At 69.2% G+C, this 15,973-nt stretch carries 14 protein-coding genes and 2 tRNA genes; 4 read left to right on the top strand and 12 right to left on the bottom strand.

What is annotated here, in order from left to right; translation table 11 throughout:
* Positions 1-83 precede the first annotated feature (83 nt).
* Positions 84-476: a cyclic nucleotide-binding/CBS domain-containing protein gene (locus PV734_RS27700; RefSeq protein WP_319292521.1), complete on the top strand. Its 393-nt coding sequence runs from the start codon at positions 84-86 to the stop codon at positions 474-476.
* A 56-nt stretch (positions 477-532) separates the two neighbouring features.
* Here the strand turns inward: PV734_RS27700 and PV734_RS27695 are convergent.
* The 4 genes from PV734_RS27695 to PV734_RS27680 all read right to left on the bottom strand — a co-directional run bounded on the left by PV734_RS27695 (position 533) and on the right by PV734_RS27680 (position 5,905).
* Positions 533-606: transfer RNA gene (locus PV734_RS27695), tRNA-Met, on the bottom strand.
* A 213-nt stretch (positions 607-819) separates the two neighbouring features.
* Entirely contained in the window at positions 820-2,619 is a 1,800-nt protein-coding gene (locus tag PV734_RS27690) for a tetratricopeptide repeat protein (protein ID WP_319092085.1), read from the bottom strand.
* A gap of 206 nt (positions 2,620-2,825) precedes the next feature.
* Positions 2,826-2,899 (bottom strand) — tRNA-Met (locus PV734_RS27685).
* Positions 2,900-2,968: 69 nt separating this feature from the next.
* On the bottom strand, positions 2,969-5,905 hold the full coding sequence (locus tag PV734_RS27680) for a UPF0182 family protein (RefSeq protein WP_319092590.1): 2,937 nt from the start codon (positions 5,903-5,905) through the stop codon (positions 2,969-2,971).
* Between the two features lie 164 nt (positions 5,906-6,069).
* On the opposite strand from PV734_RS27680, the gene PV734_RS27675 reads away from it, so the two are divergent.
* Entirely contained in the window at positions 6,070-6,612 is a 543-nt protein-coding gene (locus PV734_RS27675; protein ID WP_319092086.1) for a PPA1309 family protein, read from the top strand.
* Between the two features lie 87 nt (positions 6,613-6,699).
* Here the strand turns inward: PV734_RS27675 and PV734_RS27670 are convergent, their stop codons facing one another.
* The 4 genes from PV734_RS27670 to PV734_RS27655 form a co-directional block, all read right to left on the bottom strand.
* Complete coding sequence (locus PV734_RS27670; RefSeq protein WP_319092087.1) at positions 6,700-7,794, bottom strand: PDZ domain-containing protein; 1,095 nt, start codon at positions 7,792-7,794, stop codon at positions 6,700-6,702.
* A gap of 58 nt (positions 7,795-7,852) precedes the next feature.
* The gene (locus PV734_RS27665) at positions 7,853-8,011 is read right to left on the bottom strand and encodes a hypothetical protein (RefSeq protein WP_006379628.1); all 159 of its coding nucleotides are present in this window, start codon (positions 8,009-8,011) and stop codon (positions 7,853-7,855) included.
* 131 nt (positions 8,012-8,142) lie between these two features.
* On the bottom strand, positions 8,143-8,604 hold the full coding sequence (locus PV734_RS27660) for a molybdenum cofactor biosynthesis protein MoaE (protein WP_319092088.1): 462 nt from the start codon (positions 8,602-8,604) through the stop codon (positions 8,143-8,145).
* Between the two features lie 77 nt (positions 8,605-8,681).
* Positions 8,682-9,794, bottom strand: a complete 1,113-nt coding sequence (locus tag PV734_RS27655; protein WP_319092089.1) for an SDR family oxidoreductase — start codon at positions 9,792-9,794, stop codon at positions 8,682-8,684.
* A gap of 187 nt (positions 9,795-9,981) precedes the next feature.
* Here PV734_RS27655 and PV734_RS27650 point away from each other — a divergent pair, with 187 nt between their 5' ends.
* A complete protein-coding gene (locus PV734_RS27650) occupies positions 9,982-11,385 on the top strand; it encodes a zinc-dependent metalloprotease (protein ID WP_319092090.1) in 1,404 nt (467 codons plus the stop codon).
* Positions 11,382-11,897: an NUDIX hydrolase gene (locus PV734_RS27645; RefSeq protein ID WP_319292519.1), complete on the top strand. Its 516-nt coding sequence runs from the start codon at positions 11,382-11,384 to the stop codon at positions 11,895-11,897. Before PV734_RS27650 ends, PV734_RS27645 begins: the two co-directional genes overlap by 4 nt.
* Positions 11,898-11,949: 52 nt before the next feature.
* Here PV734_RS27645 and PV734_RS27640 read toward each other — a convergent pair whose 3' ends face one another.
* The 4 genes from PV734_RS27640 to PV734_RS27625 all read right to left on the bottom strand — a co-directional run bounded on the left by PV734_RS27640 (position 11,950) and on the right by PV734_RS27625 (position 15,792).
* Complete coding sequence (locus PV734_RS27640) at positions 11,950-12,705, bottom strand: AIM24 family protein (protein ID WP_044473953.1); 756 nt, start codon at positions 12,703-12,705, stop codon at positions 11,950-11,952.
* 17 nt (positions 12,706-12,722) lie between these two features.
* A complete protein-coding gene (locus tag PV734_RS27635; RefSeq protein ID WP_044473954.1) occupies positions 12,723-13,403 on the bottom strand; it encodes an AIM24 family protein in 681 nt (226 codons plus the stop codon).
* Positions 13,404-13,414: 11 nt separating this feature from the next.
* Complete coding sequence (locus PV734_RS27630; RefSeq protein ID WP_319292518.1) at positions 13,415-15,055, bottom strand: TerD family protein; 1,641 nt, start codon at positions 15,053-15,055, stop codon at positions 13,415-13,417.
* 134 nt (positions 15,056-15,189) lie between these two features.
* Positions 15,190-15,792: a M48 family metallopeptidase gene (locus tag PV734_RS27625; protein WP_319092093.1), complete on the bottom strand. Its 603-nt coding sequence runs from the start codon at positions 15,790-15,792 to the stop codon at positions 15,190-15,192.
* Positions 15,793-15,973: the final 181 nt, after the last annotated feature.

The following is a 15,973-nucleotide window of genomic DNA, read 5'->3' as shown; positions in this document are numbered from 1 at the left end:
TTCCCCCCACTTGTGAACTTGTGAAACCCTGAACAAGGCAGCGAAACAGGGGGCGGGAACTCTCTAGGAGGTGGCTCCACCCCATGCTCGTACGCGACGCCATGAGCTCCGTGGTCCTCACCATCGGCCCCGATCACACACTCCGCCAGGCCGCCACTCTGATGGCCGCACGGCGGGTCGGCGCGGCGGTGGTCCTCGACCCGGACGCCGGCGGAATCGGCATCCTGACCGAACGCGACATCCTCGACTCCGTGGGCCTCGGCCAGAGCCCCGACACGGAACGCACCCACGCCCACACCACCAACGACGTGGTCTTCGCCACCCCCTCCTGGACCCTGGAGGACGCCGCGCACGCGATGGCCCACGGCGGCTTCCGCCATCTCATCGTCCTGGACGGCGGCGAGCCCGTCGGCATCGTCTCGGTCCGCGACATCATCCGCTGCTGGGCCCCGGTACGCCAGCACGCGACCGCCTGACCGGAAAAACACCGAGGGCCGAAGTCCTGAATCGGACTCCGGCCCTCGGCCTCAAGTAGCGGGGACAGGATTTGAACCTGCGACCTCTGGGTTATGAGCCCAGCGAGCTACCGAGCTGCTCCACCCCGCGTCGGTAAAACCAACGTTACGTCAGCCCAGCCCACGAAGGCAAATCACTTACTCCCGCACTCTCAAGCACCGGCCCGCACCCCCAGCCCGTCCGGCGTTTGAGGACAAGGCCCGTCCAGGGCCGATGGGGGGTCTGGGGGCACAGCCCCCAGGAACGGGATGGGACGGGTAGGGGCGGCGGGGGCGAAAAACCCCACGCCAACCCACCGCACCCTCACGCGGAAAGCTCCTCCCGCAACGCATCCCGCAACCGAGCCGCCCGCTCAGCAACCTCCCCAGGCCCCAGCGAAACCGCCAGATCAGCCCACCGCTGCCCCTCCGCCAACTCCCCCCGCCGCGCATACACCAGCGCCAGCCGCAACGCGGCCCGCCCATGCCCCGCCTCAGCCGCCCGAGCCCACCACACCGCGGCCTCCGGTTCACTCCCCTCCCGAGCCAGCAACAGCCCCAGATTGAACGCCCCGTTACGAGACCCGGCCTCGGCCGCGGCCCGATACCACCGAGCCGCCTCCACCACGTCCCCCCGAGCAGACGCCAGCATCCCCACCCGCACCTGCGCCCGCCGATGCCCCTGGGAAGCCGCCCGCTCGTACCACTCCTCGCACTCGGTCTTCTCGTGCGCGATCTCACCCAGTTCATGCGCGGGCGTCTGCGGACGCCGGGCGTCGAGCACGGAGGCCAGCCGGTACGCGGCCTCGGGGCTTCCCCCGCCCGCCGCGCACCGCAGATGCCTCTCGGCCTCCCGCTCGTCCCCCTCACGGAGCCGGGCGATGCCGACCTGCAGCGCCGCCTCGGTGTGCCCAGCGCCCGCGGCCCGCTCGTACCAGCGCAGCGCGGCGGCCTCCTCGCCGCGTCCGGCGTGCAGGATCCCGAGGTTGAAGGCCGCGTCGACACTTCCCGCCTCGGCCGCCTTGGAGAACCACGGCTCGGCCCCCGCCGCGTCCCCGACCTGCAGCAGCAGGATGGCGAGCGCGTTCGCGGCCTCGCGGTGCCCCGCGTACGCGGCCCGCCGGTACCACTGTTCGGCCTGCGCGGTACGCGACTGCTCGGCGCAGAGCAGCCCGAGGTTGTACGCGCCGTTCACGTCCCCGGCGTCCATGGCCGCCCGGTACCAGCGCTCGGCGGTCTGGGTCTCGCCCCGCTCGGCGTGCAGCGCGCCCAGCGCGTTGGCGGCGTTGCCGTCCCCGTCCTGGGCAGCCCGCAGCCACCACACGGCGGCGCTCTCGGAGTCGCCCGCGTCGCGCAGCAGGAATCCGAGCGCGCACGCGGCCCTGGCCTCGCCGTCCTTGGCGGACGTCAGATACCAGCGTCCGGCCTCCTTGAGCTCGCCGCGCTTCTCCAGAATGGCCCCGAGGTGCAGCGCGGCCCGCTGATGGCCGCGGGCGGCAGCCTGCCGGTACCACTGCTCGGCCTCCCCGGCACCACCGTCGCCCGCACCCTCCTCGCCGCCGGCGTCGGCCGCGGCCTTGCGGTCGAGCGCGCGGGCGATCCGGTACGCGGCCTCCCGGTGCCCCCGTTCGGCGGCGACGCGCATCCACCGCTCCGTTGCCGCGTCCCCACGGTGCTCCAGCAGATCGGCGAGGGCGTACGCGCCCAGCACGTGCCCCTGCTCGGCGGACTGGCGCAGCCAGTACTCGGCGGCCGGCTCGTCGCCGCGCTCACGGTGGTGGCGGCCGAGCGCGTGGGCGGCGGGAGCGGATCCCGCGACGGCGGCGATCCGCCACCATCCGGCGGCGTCGTCCGCGTACCCGCGCTGGTGGAGAAGGACGCCGAGGTTGTTGGCCGCGGCACGGTCACCGGCGGCGGTGGCGGCACGCAGCTGCGGCTCGGCTCCGTCGAGATCACCGCGACGCAGCAGCATGGCTCCGAGGACACTCATCGCCTCGACGTCGCCGGCCTCGGCGGCGAGCCGTTGGCGTGCCTCTTCTACCGCCTCGCCGGTTTCGTCCCGGTCGGAAGGCTGCACAAATCGCCCTGTCTCCAACAGAGTTGCCTTGTCCCCCATAACGTCCATCGTCGCACCACCTGCAACCTGGGTACACCTGGTATACCGCAGCCAGTGAGGTCAATTCAGCGTTTTGTCGACATGCCCACAGAGAGACAAGTCAAACACAGTTCCCCTCAAGTGCCCCTGGAAGGCGCGACCTTAACCTGGTCGGCACATGCGTTCGCACACCACGAAGGCCCGGATCCTTGGAGGATCCGGGCCTTCGCGATCAGTAGCGGGGACAGGATTTGAACCTGCGACCTCTGGGTTATGAGCCCAGCGAGCTACCGAGCTGCTCCACCCCGCGCCGTTGTGTTCCAACCGTACCACGGCGCGGGAGGAGCTGAGGCCGCGGCCTCAGCGGGTCCGACCAGCACTAACTGCTGCTGGGACTGCTACTTGGGCTGGCGCTCGGACTGCCGCTGGGGCTGGGGCTCGCCTTGTCACCCTTGCCGGCCGCGGACTGTGCTTCCTCGGCCCGCTTGAGGGCGTCCTCAAGGTCCGCCTGTGCCTTGCCGTACGCCTCCCAGTCGCCCTTCTGGAGGGCCGCCTGGCCGTCGGTGAAGGCTTTCTGGGCGTCGGTGAGCGCCTCTTGGACCGTCGGGTTGTCGGACGCCGGCGGCGGTGTCGTCGTACCTCCGCCCTCGTCCGGTGGCTCGGTGGTCGTGCCCTGCGCCCCGAAGACCTTGTTGAGCGCGGCGTCGAGGGTGTCCTCGAAGGCGGTCTGGCCGCCGTAGGTCACCAACACCTTGCGCAACAGCGGGTACTTGAGGCCGCTGCCTCGTACGTAGACGGGTTCCACGTAGAGCAGCCCGCCATCGAGCGGCACTGTCAGCAGGTTGCCGTACTCGATCTCCGAGTCCCCGCCTCTCAGCAGCCTGATGGACTCGGCGATGTCCTGTTCGGAGTTGAACTGGCTCTGGACCTGTTTGGGTCCGTCGACGGTTCTGCTCGTCGGCAGCTTCAGGATTCTGATGGTGCCGTAATCACTCGTCCCCGCCTCGGCGTTGACCGACATGAAGGCGCTCAGGTTGTCCCGGCCGTTCGGCGTGAACGTCGTCGTCAGGGAGAACGCCTGCGCCTTCTGGTCGGGCATCTTCATGCTCAGGTAGTACGGCGGCACCGCGTCGCCCGACTTGTTGCTCGGGTCGTCGGGCACCTGCCACACCTCGGAGCCGCTGAGGAACGTCGACGCGGACGCCACGTGGTAGCGGGTCAGCAGCTCACGCTGGACCTTGAACAGGTCCTGCGGGTACCGGAGATGGGCCATCAGCGAGGCCGAGATGTCACTCTTCGGCTCGACCGTGTTCGGGAAGGCCTTCATCCAGGTCTTCAGGACCGGGTCCTTGGTGTCCCACTGGTAGAGCTTGACCTCGCCGGTGTACGCGTCGACGGTCGCCTTCACCGAGTTGCGGATGTAGTTGACCTGGTTCTGCTGGGCCACCACCGCACGCTGGTTGTTGTTGGCGGTGAGCGAGTCGGCCGTCGTGTCCCCCAGAGTGGTGCGGGAGGCGTACGGATAGCCGTTCGTGGTCGTGTACGCATCGACGATCCACTGGATCTCACCGTCGACGACGGCCGGGTAGGCATCACCGTCGATGGTCAGCCAGGGCGCGACCGCCTCGACCCGCTCCTTGGGCGTGCGGTTGTACAGAATCCGCGAACCCTCGCCGATGGCACCGGAGTAGAGGATCTGCGGCTCGCTGAACGCGACGGCGTACGCGGCGCGGTTTATCGGGCTGGAGAGGCTGACACCGCTCTTCGCCTTGTAACTCGTGGTCTTCTCACCGGCGTCGTCGGAGTAGTCGATCTCCTTCTGGGGACCGCCGACGATCGAGTACTGGCTGGTCTTCTCGCCGTAGTAGATCCGCTGCTGGTACGTCCCGAGGTCACCCGTGGACGGCAGGTCGGACTCGGTGAAGACCGGGCGTCCCTCGGCGTCCGCCGTGGTGCCCTTGGCCGCGACCACACCGAATCCGTGCGTGTAACGGAAGTGGTCGTTGATCCAGTTGTTCTTCGGAATGCCGTTGAGGTTCAGCTCACGCAGACCGATGACCGTGTCCTGGTCCTTGCCGTCCTTGCTGTACCGGTCGACATCCAGGTTGGTCGGGAACGCGTAGTAATTACGCATCTGCTGGAGCTGCTGGAACGTCGGCGACACGATGTTCGGGTCCATGATGCGGATGCTCGCCGTGGCGTCCACGTCGTCCCGCAGCTTGGTCTTGTCCTCGGTGTCGCTGCGGCCGGCGTACTCGCTGACCTTGGCGCCGTCGATGCCGTACGCCTCGCGCGTCGCCTTCAGGTTCTTCTCGACGTACGGGGCCTCCTTCGCCTGCTCGTTCGGCTGGACCTGGAACTTCTGCACGATCGCCGGGTACAGCCCGCCGATGAGGATGGCCGAGAGGACCATCAGTCCGAAGCCGATGACGGGCAGCTGCCAGGTGCGCCGCCACAGGGTCGCGAAGAACAGCAGCGAGCAGATGATGGCGATGCAGAACAGGATCGTCTTGGCCGGCAGGTAGGCGTTGGCGTCGACGTACCGCAGCCCCGTCCAGTTGCCGGTCGCCTTGAAGTCGCTCGACTTCACCGCGAGGCCGTACCGGTCGAGCCAGTACGCGACCGCCTTGAGGGCGACGAAGATACCGAGCAGCACGGACAGATGTCCGGTCGCCGCGGCCGTGGCACGGGCACCCGGACTGGTGACGCGCAGCCCGCCGTACAGGTAGTGGGTGAGGGCGGCGGCGATCAGGGAGAGGATCGTGGCGGCGAAGCCGAAGCCCATCAGGAAGCGGTACCAGGGCAGGTCGAAGGCATAGAAGGAGACGTCCAGACCGAACTGGGGGTCCTTCTGCCCGAAGGACACTCCGTTGACCCACATCAGCCAGGTCCGCCACTGCCCGGACGCCGACGCACCCGCGATGAGACCGACCAGGGCGGTGATACCGAGCAGCAGCCACCTCTTGTAGGGGGCGATGCCCATGCGGTACCGGTCGAGGCTCTGCTGCTCCATCGACATGGCACTCAGCGGCGGGCGCAGCCGGTGCGCCAGCCAGATGTTCACCCCTACCGCCGTCGCCATCAGCAGACCGAAGACGAGGAAAAGACCGATCTTGGTCCACAGCGTGGTCGTGAAGACAGAGGAGTAGTCGACCGAGCGGTACCAGAGCCACTCCGTCCAGAAGCCCGCGAACATGATGAACGCCATGCCGAGTACGGCAAGGACGCCCAGTGTCATGAGCAGGGTCCGGACGCGCCGGGACGGGCGGCCCACTCTGATCCGTGGCCCCTGCGGGCCTCCGCCGCGGTCCGGCATCTGGAAAGCCAAGGTTGGCACCTCAAAAGTCGCTGTCGGTCCGTCAGGCCCCCGTGATCGTGGACCATCCGTCAGGCCCGTGATCGTAGGGGCCTCACCTATGCAACTTACTCACGCTTTACTCGGTTCCCGTTTCGGGCCATGAACGAGGCAGGATTGTGACCATGTCCAACACTCCCATGGCGGCCAACCCGCTCACCCGGGCCGTACTCGAGATCGACGAGTACGCCTCCGGCCTCGGCTGGGACCAGCCGGCTCGTCTCTTCGCACTTGTAGACACCGCCCGACTGCGCGTCCAGGAACCCGCTCTCGCGGCCCAGCTCGGCCTGGCGGACGAGCAGGCGACCACCGGTCTCACCCCGATCGAACAGGACGAGATCCCGGCGGGCAAGCCGCTGGACGAGTTCCTCGCCACCATCGCCTGGCCGGACTCGGTGGTCGGCTGCGCCCTCACCGTCGAGCGCCTGATGCTCCCGCCGTCCGCCGAGGCGGCGGTCCCGCAGGGGCTCAGCGACAAGAAGCTGGCGGCCTGGGTCGCCGCGCACCCCGACCGTCAGGAGGTCCGGATGACCGTCGCGGTCCTGCGTGACGGCACACGCGACTCGGCGGTGCGTCTGCGCGAGAAGGACGCGGCGACGGAGGTGCTCACGGGCTCGGGCCTGGTGCCGGGCCTGGCGGAGGCGTTGTCGGCGACCTTCGCGGACTGACGGACCAGCGGAGAAACAGAGAGCGGGTGCGCGGTCCGGTGGACCGCGCACCCGCTCCCCGCTCACTCGATGCCGCTTACTGAGTGCCTACTTGGTGCCGCACTTCGGCAGATCACCGGTGTCGCCGGAGCGGATGTCCTTGAGCGCGCTCAACGCGTCGCCAATGGTGCTCACCTTGACGAGTGTCAGCCCGTCGGGGGTGTCCGCGGCGGCGGCCGCGCAGTTGTCGGCCGGGGTCAGGAAGTACTGAGCCCCCTTGTCCCGGGCACCGACGGTCTTCATCTCGATCCCGCCGATGGGACCGACCACGCCGTCGTCGTCGATGGTGCCGGTGCCGGCCACGAACTTGCCGCCGGTGAGGCTTCCGGGCGTCAGCTTGTCGTAGATGCCCAGGGCGAACATGAGCCCCGCGCTGGGCCCTCCGACATCGGCCAGCTTGATGTCGATGGTGAACGGGAAGGTGTGGTCGGTTCCGGCGGAGATCCCGACGATGGCTCGCTGGGCGTCCGCGTCGTCCGACTTGGTGGTCGTGATGGTGATGTCCCGCGTCTTGGTGGCCGCCCGGTTCGCCTTCTCTGCGGCGGCCTGCTCCGCGGCGGGCACGATGGTGAAGACGACCTTCTCGCCGGCCTTGTGCTTGGTCACCAGCTTGGCGACGTCGGTGGGCACCTTGACCGCCGTACCGTCGACGGCCTTGATGACATCACCGGCGTGCAGCACGCCCTCTGAGGGGGACCCCTTCACGACGGTGGCTACGATCACCCAGGACTGCACCGGAACGCCGAGCTTGTCCAGCGCCGCGACCTTGGCGCTCTCCTGGGACTGGCTGAACTCCTCGGCGTTCTCCTGGGTCGACTGCTCCTCGGTCTTGCCGTCCGGGTAGAGCGTGTCGTGCGGCACGACCTTGTTGTCGTGCGAGAGCCACCCGTACACCGCCTCGACGAGGTTCATCCTGTAGTCGGCGCTGGTCACCCGAACGGTGGTCATGTTCAGGTGCCCGGTGGTCGCATAGGTCTTGTGCCCCGAGATCTGCAGCACCGGCTCGCCGCCGTGGTCCCCGAGAGTGTTCACGGTCGGCCCCGGCGACAGCTCCGAATACGGCACGGTGACGAACACACCGGCGCACAGGAGCACGATCAGCATCAGGGTGGAGGCGAGCATCGTCGCGGTGCGGCGTGGCATGGCACGACAGTACGGGACGGTCCTGTCGGCACACCGTCAGGGCCGCCCGTACGGTGTCTCAGGTACGGGACTTCTCCATGGCCTCGCGGAACCGCTCGTAGCCGTCGAGCTCGGGCCCGTCTCCACGCGTTCTGCGCGTCCGGTTGGCCCAACTGCCCCACAGACCGGCGCCGATCGCAGCCACCAGCGGAATCAGCAACCAGGCGAGTGCCGCCATGCCGACCTCCCAACCCCAAAGAGCCACCGCAACTGACTGATCAGCAGATTAACCTCCGCCGTGTCAACGCTCACGCCCGGGGGGCGGTTACGCAACCGGAGACGTCTCACACACAGGGTCGCCCGTGCGGCTCAGCAGGCACCCACCCACTCCTCGGTCCCGTCGGAGAACGTCTGGTGCTTCCAGATGGGCACCTCGTGCTTGAGGTCGTCGATCAACTTCCGACAGGCCGCGAAGGCCTCCCCCCGGTGCGGGCAGGACACGGCGACCACAACGGCCAGGTCCCCCACGGCAAGGTCCCCGATCCGATGCACAGCGGCGAGCGCCCGCACCGGAAACTCGGCGACGACCTTCTCGGCGACACGCCGCATCTCGGCCTCGGCGCTCGGGTGACACGAATAGCCGAGCGCGTCGACGTCCGCGCCCCCGTCGTGGTTCCGAACGGTCCCCACGAACAGGGCGGTCCCCCCGGCGGAGTCGTCCCCGACAGCCCGGAAAACCTCATCCAGGGAGAGGGGTGTCTCCCGGACGGCAACCAGCTTGATGGGATCCAGAGCCGCCTGCTCGCCGGGATGATCGCTGAGGGATGCCATGTCCCCATCGTGCCACGCCCAACACCGTCGGCCCGTAAGGGCGGCGGGGGCGAAACGGCCCAGCCCACCCTCGTCGGTCAGATCCGCCGCCGCGCCTTCCGGGCCCGTCGCACCAACGCGGCCGTACCCAGCAGCGCCACCGTCGCCCCCGCGGCCCCCGCCGCGGTCGCGTCCTTGCGCCCGAGCCGCCGACCCACCACCGTGTGCCGCCCGGCAACCTCCTCCAGCAGCTCCGCGAGAACCTCCTCGTTGCTCCACTGGGGCCGCCATCCGGCATCGTGCAGCCGGCTCCCGCTCACCACCCAGGGATACATCGTGTACGCCAGGTCCCCGGCCGGAGAGGGCGTCAGCCCGATCCTGTGCAGCCTGGCCGCCGCGCCCAGAGCGACAGCGGACGGCAGCTCCATACGGCGGATCCCGCTGAGTTCCTCGACCTCCTCCTGCTCCAGCCATCCGTCGCAGCCGACGGCCAGCTCCCCGTCGACCTTCTCCAGCACCGCGTACTCCAGGGCGCTGCACAGGTCCTCGACGTGGCAGAACTGCCAGGCGGGCCGTGACCCAGCCACGACAAGCAGCCGGGGCGACTCGAAGTACCTGGTCAGAGCGGTGTCCGTGCCCCCGATCAACACCGCGGGACGCACCACCGTCACATTGAGCCCAGGATGCGCCCGCGGCGCGCGCCGGGCGAGCCGCTCGATCTCCAGCAGGTCCCCGACCCCGGTCGCCTCGGCCGTCGCACGCAGCTCGGCGTCCTCCGCCAGCGGCAGTTCGTTGTCCGGAAGCGCTCCGTAGACCATCGCGGACGTACAGAGCACGACGCGATGCACCCCGGCCGCGGCGGCAGCGGTGAGCACGGTCTGTGTCCCCCGTACGTTGTACGCCGTACGGGCCGCGCCGTCCGTCTCCAGGTTCAGGTCGAGGGCCAGGTGCACGACGACGTCGGCGCCCCGCAGCTTCTCCGCGATGGCCGGATCCCGCACGTCGAGGATGTGCCACTGCGCCGCCGCGCACTCGCCGCGGCGCTCGTCGATGGCGACGACCTGCCTGATCTCCTCGGAGGCGGCGAGCCGCTCGGTGAGCAGCGCTCCGATGCCCGTAGCGGCGCCGGTGACCGCGACGACGGGCCCGCGTAGGGCCGGGTTGGTTGAGTGGTTTCGCGCTGCGCGAACCTGCGGATCTGGGGAACTCACCGGCGTCTCCAGCGGTTGTCTTCAGTAAGGACGCGCGTGACGCGTACGTACCAGGTGACATCCATCCTGCCGCAGGCCAGGAGTCGGCGAAGCACCGAGCCCCCAACCGGCTGTGGTGTCTAGGCTGGGTGGTGTTGTCGGGCAGCCGCCGTCGAAGAGCCGACGGCCTTACCAGCCGAGGAATCCCGTGAGTGACACCCCATTCGGATTCGGCCTTCCGCCGGAGGAGCCGGAGAACGGCGACGAGGGCAAGCAGAAGGACCAGCAGGGCGGTGGTGGTCAGGGACCGTTCGGTTTCGGGCTGCCAGGCTTCGGTGGTCCCGGAGGCGACAATCCACTCGCAGCCATGTTCGGTTCCATGAACCCCAACGACCTGGGCGCCGCGTTCCAGCAGCTGGGCCAGATGCTCTCGTACGAGGGCGGTCCGGTGAACTGGGACATGGCCAAGCAGATCGCCCGCCAGACCGTCTCCCAGGGGACGTCCGACGGCGTCAAGGACTCCAGCATCGGTCCCTCCGAGCGCACCGCGGTCGAGGAGGCCGTCCGGCTGGCCGACCTGTGGCTGGACGACGCGACATCGCTCCCGTCCGGCGCCGGCTCCGCGGTGGCGTGGAGCCGCGCGGAGTGGGTCGAGGCGACCCTGCCCGCCTGGAAGGAACTGGTCGACCCGGTCGCCGAGCGCGTCGGCGCGGCCATGGGCGATGTCCTGCCCGAGGAGATGCAGGCCATGGCGGGCCCGCTGATCGGCATGATGCGCTCCATGGGCGGCGCCATGTTCGGCACGCAGATCGGGCAGGCCGTCGGGGTCCTCGCGGGTGAGGTCGTCGGCTCGACGGACATCGGTCTGCCGCTGGGCCCGACGGGCCGGGCCGCGCTGCTGCCGGCGAACGTCGAGGCCTTCGGCAAGGACCTGAGTGTGCCGCAGGAGGAGGTGCGACTGTATCTCGCCCTGCGCGAGGCCGCCCACCAGCGCCTGTTCACCCACGTGCCGTGGCTGCGCTCGCATCTGTTCGGCGCGGTCGACGGCTACGCGCGCGGGATCAAGGTCGACACGGCCAAGCTGGAGGACGTGGTCGGCCAGTTCGACCCGCAGAACCCGGAGCAGCTGCAGGACGCGCTTCAGCAGGGCATGTTCCAGCCGGAGGACACCCCGGAGCAGAAGGTCGCCCTGGCCCGTCTGGAGACGGCGCTGGCCCTGGTGGAGGGCTGGGTGGACGCGGTGGTGCACGCGGCGGCGAAGCCCCGGCTGACGTCCGCGGACGCGTTGCGCGAGACGCTGCGCCGTCGGCGCGCCTCCGGCGGCCCGGCCGAGCAGACCTTCGCCACCCTGATCGGCCTGGAACTGCGTCCGCGCCGGCTGCGCGACGCCTCGCGCCTGTGGGCGTCCCTGACGGACGCGCGCGGCGTCGACGGCCGCGACGGCCTGTGGGCCCACCCGGACATGCTGCCGACAGCGTCCGACCTGGACGATCCGGACGGCTTCGTGCACCGCGAGCAGCTCGACTTCTCCGAGCTGGACAAGATGCTCGGCGAGGCCGCGGGCGGCTCCGCCGAGAAGCCGAACCTGGAGAAGGACGACGACTCCGAGTGACTCTCCACCACAACGCGGTCCGGGTGCTGGAGAAGTACGAGGATCAGCGGGACCTCCGTCAGGCCTACCTGGACCATCTGGATGCCCGTCCCGACGGGATGTGGAAATCCTGCGAGGACGGACACATCACGGCCAGCGCTCTGGTGATCGACCCGGAGCGTGAGCGGGTCCTGCTCACGCTCCACAGGAAGCTGCGGATGTGGCTCCAGATGGGCGGGCACTGCGAACAGAGCGACAACACGCTCGCGGGCGCCGCGCTCCGCGAGGCCACGGAGGAGTCCGGCATCCCGTCGCTGCGTCTGCTGGGGAGCACGCCGGTCCGTCTGGACCGGCACCACACGCCCTGTGCCTGGCACCTGGACGTGCAGTACGCCGCCGTGGCCCCTCGGGGAGCCGTGGCGGCGATCAGCGAGGAGTCCCTGGACCTGCGCTGGTTCTCCTACGCCGAGGTGGCGGACGTGGCGGACGACTCGGTCGTACGACTGCTCGAAGCAACTCTCGCCCGGTTGTGAACGGGTAAGGGGCGACCGCCCAAGGTGGTCGCCCCTTACCGGTCCGGTGCTGCTAGCTCCAGACGTTGCCCTGGTTCTGCGCCCGGGCCCCGTGCTGTCCCATCCCGAACTGGGCCGCTGCGCCCTGGCCGATCTGGGCGTTCTGCGGCGGCAGCAGTTCGCTGGGCTGGACCAGCGCGAAACCGCTGCCCATGAAGCTGAGCTCCCAGCCCTCGCCGGTGTTGCCGCGCCGTCGCCATACTCCGGACGTGTGTGTCTGGGCCTGCATCTGCACCCGCAGGCCGGTCGACCAGGCGACGATCGCGTCGGCGTCGCAGTTGACGTACTTGTCCGGCGTCACCTGCATCATCAGCGGCGCGCCCGAGGTCATCAGGGCGACCCTCCCGCGGCCGGTGATGTTGAGCTGGTACTTCCCGGATCCGGAGATGCCGTAGAGGCTGTCCACGGCGATGACCTCGTGGTGCAGCCCGGAGTCCATCGCCAGCACGTAACTGCTGTCGACGGTCAGACCGTCCTGTTCCACGTCCACGAAATGGATGTGCTGGGCGAGGTTGGCGAGATAGACCGTGCCCTGCCCGTGGCAGCGCATCAGGTCCAGGCCCTCGCCCGTGTGCGCGCGTGAGCGGCCCTGGTTGCTGCTCTGGTACTCGGCGTCGAACTCCATCAGCCCCTGGTAGGCGACCATCGTGCCCTTGCGGGCGAGGATGTCGTCGTGGCCCTCCAGGGTGATCCGGAGCATCTGCTTGTTCTGCAGACTCCAGCGTTCCTGGGTCTGCGAGTCGTTGTGCGCGAAAAGTGGGCTCTGCATGGCGTTCTGGCTTCCCCTCAGCCCCGGAACCGGAGACGGTCGGTGCTGTCCTCGCTGGGCTGGACGACGACGATGCCCTGGCCGGAGAAGGCCATCTGGAAGGCCTCACCACTGCCGCGGCCGATGAGCGACTGCGCCTTGAAGCTGCGCTTGCCCTTCACCTTGAGGTTCGGGGACCAGGCGACGAGCGCGTCCGGGTCGACGTACGTCTCGTCCTCGCCACCGCCGCAGTCGACGACGATCGGCTTGCCCCGGGAGGTCAGCGCGACCCAGCCCTGCCCGGAGATCTTGGTGTTCCACAGGCCCTGCCCGGCGAACTTCGCCAGCCCCTTGACCCGCTCGACGCCCCAGGTGAGATGTGCGTCGAAGGCGAGCAGGTTGGTGGCGTTGACGGAGATGCCGTCGCCGTTGAGGTTGATCACGATCACGTTCGCGCCGTAGTCCGCGAGATAGAGCAGACCGTCCCCCGAGCACTTCATCAGGGGCGCGCCCTCACCGGTCATCCAGTCCTTGGCGATCTGGCGCACGGCCGGCGGGTTGGGCTCGTACTGGACGAAGCCTTCGTAGGCGACCATCGACCCCACGCGCGCGAGGAGGTCGTTTCCGGTCTGCATGGCGACCTTCAGCATGTGGTTGCCGTGGTTTTCCATGCGGGCGGTGACGGGTGCGGGAGCGTAGCCCGCGAGCGGCTGGTTCATGGCGGGCTCCCTCAGATCTCGTACGGCTGGACGACGATGAAGTTGCCGGGCGCACCTCGGAACTGGAGGTTGACGCCCTCTCCGGTGTCGCCGGGGTAGGCGTTGCGACGCATCCGTACCTGGCTGGATACGACCACCTGGGAGGCGGCCGACCAGGCGACCACGGCGTTGCAGTCGGCGAACGTGGTGGGTGTGACCGGGAGGACGACGGGGACACCGTGCGTCTTGACGACGATGGTGCCGGTTCCCGTGAACTGCATGGTGAACAGCGCACCACCGGGGATGCCGTGTCCCTCGACGCGACGGACCTCGTACTGCAGGCTCTCGTCGAACGCGAGGACGTTCTCGGCGGACACGCAGATGCCGTCACCCTGGAGCTCGATGGGGTGCAGCATCGTGGCGTTGTCGGCGAGGAACACCTGGCCCTGGCCGGTGCAGCGCATCAGCTGCATCTCCTGGCCGGTCGCGTTGCCCACGATCCGGCCGGCGAATCCGGCGCCCTTGTAGCTGAAGTCGACCTTGCCCTGGTAGAGCACCATGCTGCCCTGCCGGGCCAGCACGGGCTGGCCGCCCATGCCCAGGTCAACGCGGATCAGCTTCTTGTTCTGCTGTGTCCAGCGCTGCCCGGTCGGGGTCTCCTTGAACTGCTGGAGCGCGGCCGTCACACCGGCCGCCTGTCCGCCGCCCTGGGGTGCGCCCTGGGGCATCCCGTAGGGGGCTTGCTGGCCGGGGGCCTGCCCGAACGGGGGCTGCTGCCCGTATCCGGGCGGGCCGGGCGGGGCCTGGGGCGCCTGCGGCTGGCCGTATCCGGGAGGCAGCGACCCGGGGTGGCCGGGTGCCTGGCCGTACGGAGCCTGCGGGGCCGCCGGTTGTCCGTAGGGCGCGGGTGCCGGAGCCGGGGGCGGTACCTGGGCGCCGCCCGGCGGTGTCAGGGGCGCGATGATGGTGGGGGCGGCGTGCATCGACGGCGCGGGCACCGGAGCCGGGGGCGCGGGGGCTGCTGGCGGAGGCGCGAACCCCTGAGCGGCGGGCTGCGGAGCGGCCGGCGCCGGAGCGCCGAACGCGGGCGGCGCGAAGCCGGGAGTGGCACCGGTCTGGGGCTGCTGCGCGGCGGGCTCTTCCTCCTCGGCGACCTCGCCGCCGAAGTTCTTCAGCAGCGCGTCGAGGCCACCGTCGAAACCCTGCCCGACGGCGGCGAACCGCCACACGTCCTTCAGATAGAAGTCGCCCAGCATCACGGCCCGCTCGGTGGAGAACTCCGAACCGTTGAACGAGTAGCGGGCCACCTCCTCACCGCCGGCGACGACGCGGATGTATCCGGGGGCGACCTGCGACATCTGCCCGGCACCGTCGAGTGTGGCCGTGAACGACAGTTTCTGGATCTGCGGCGGGATCCGGTCGAGCGTGACGCGGAAGGACTCCGTGTCGCCCGCCTGAGCGCCCAGGAGCTGGATGGACTCCTCGGGAGACTTCGGCTGGTTGAAGAAGACGAAGTACCGGTCGTCCGAGAGCCGCTCGTCGGCGTCGAGGCCGAAGCAGCTGATGTCGAAGGTGAGCCCCGGTCCGGAGATCTGTACACCTACGTACAGATCCGTGCCCGCCGTGAGATCACTGATTTTGGCCTTGTGACCGCGTTGGAATTCCCTGGCCATGCGTAACGACCGTCCCCCATCCCGAATGCCTGATGCGTCGGGTCAGGCTAACGGCTAATTCCGGCCGTGGTCAGAGCCGGTACAAACCCGGTACACAACGCTGCGCGACCGCCGCACACCTTGCCGCCCGAAGATCAGTCCCCGCGCGCGGGCGGCGATTGCGGCTGCCGGTCGGCGGCGACCACTCCTTCGAGGTAGCCACGGGCCCGTTCGGTCCGTGGGTACGCGTCCAGGAGCCGCCAGAAACGGGGCCCGTGCCCGGGCACCAGCAGATGCGCCAGTTCATGGAGGAGGACGTAGTCGACGACGTACTCGGGCATGCCCTGCAGCCGGTGCGAGAGACGAATGCTGCCCTCGGCCGGGGTGCACGAGCCCCAGCGCGTGTTCTGGTTGGTGACCCAGCGCACCGTGGTGGGCCGCGCACGGCCGCCGAAGTACTGGGCCGACAGCCGCTCCGCGTGCTCGGCCAGCTCGCTGTCGCCGGGCACCCGTTTCGTCTTGCTTTCCTGGGCGGCCAGTTTGTCGAGCATGACAGTCACCCAGCGCTGTTCCTCGGCCTCGGACATCCGGGCGGGGATGAGCACGACGGTGCGATCGCCCTCGCGGTAGGCGGAGACTGTCCGGCGTCGCCGGTCACTCCTGCGAACCTCGATCGCGCTCGCCCCCGAGCCGCTCGGCGGCTGGCTCGTCGTGCTGCGCTGTGGGTTTTTGGCGCGGTGCAGTGGGTCGGCGGGCACGGCACGACGTTACCCGCTGTGCATGGAGGAAGTCTTGACTCCGGCACGGTTCGGCGGCGATCCCCACCATGCGTTTGATTTGTACGACGAATGCCCACCGCCTGTGGACAACTTTCGACGCCCGATGAGCAAACCGGTCATGCTGACACTCGTCGGCGGAACGAGCACTGACATCCACCGA

It is taken from the genome of Streptomyces sp. AK08-02 (genome assembly GCF_033795085.1).
GTDB lineage: Bacteria > Actinomycetota > Actinomycetes > Streptomycetales > Streptomycetaceae > Streptomyces > Streptomyces echiniscabiei.
This window is presented reverse-complemented; position numbering and strand designations above follow the sequence as displayed.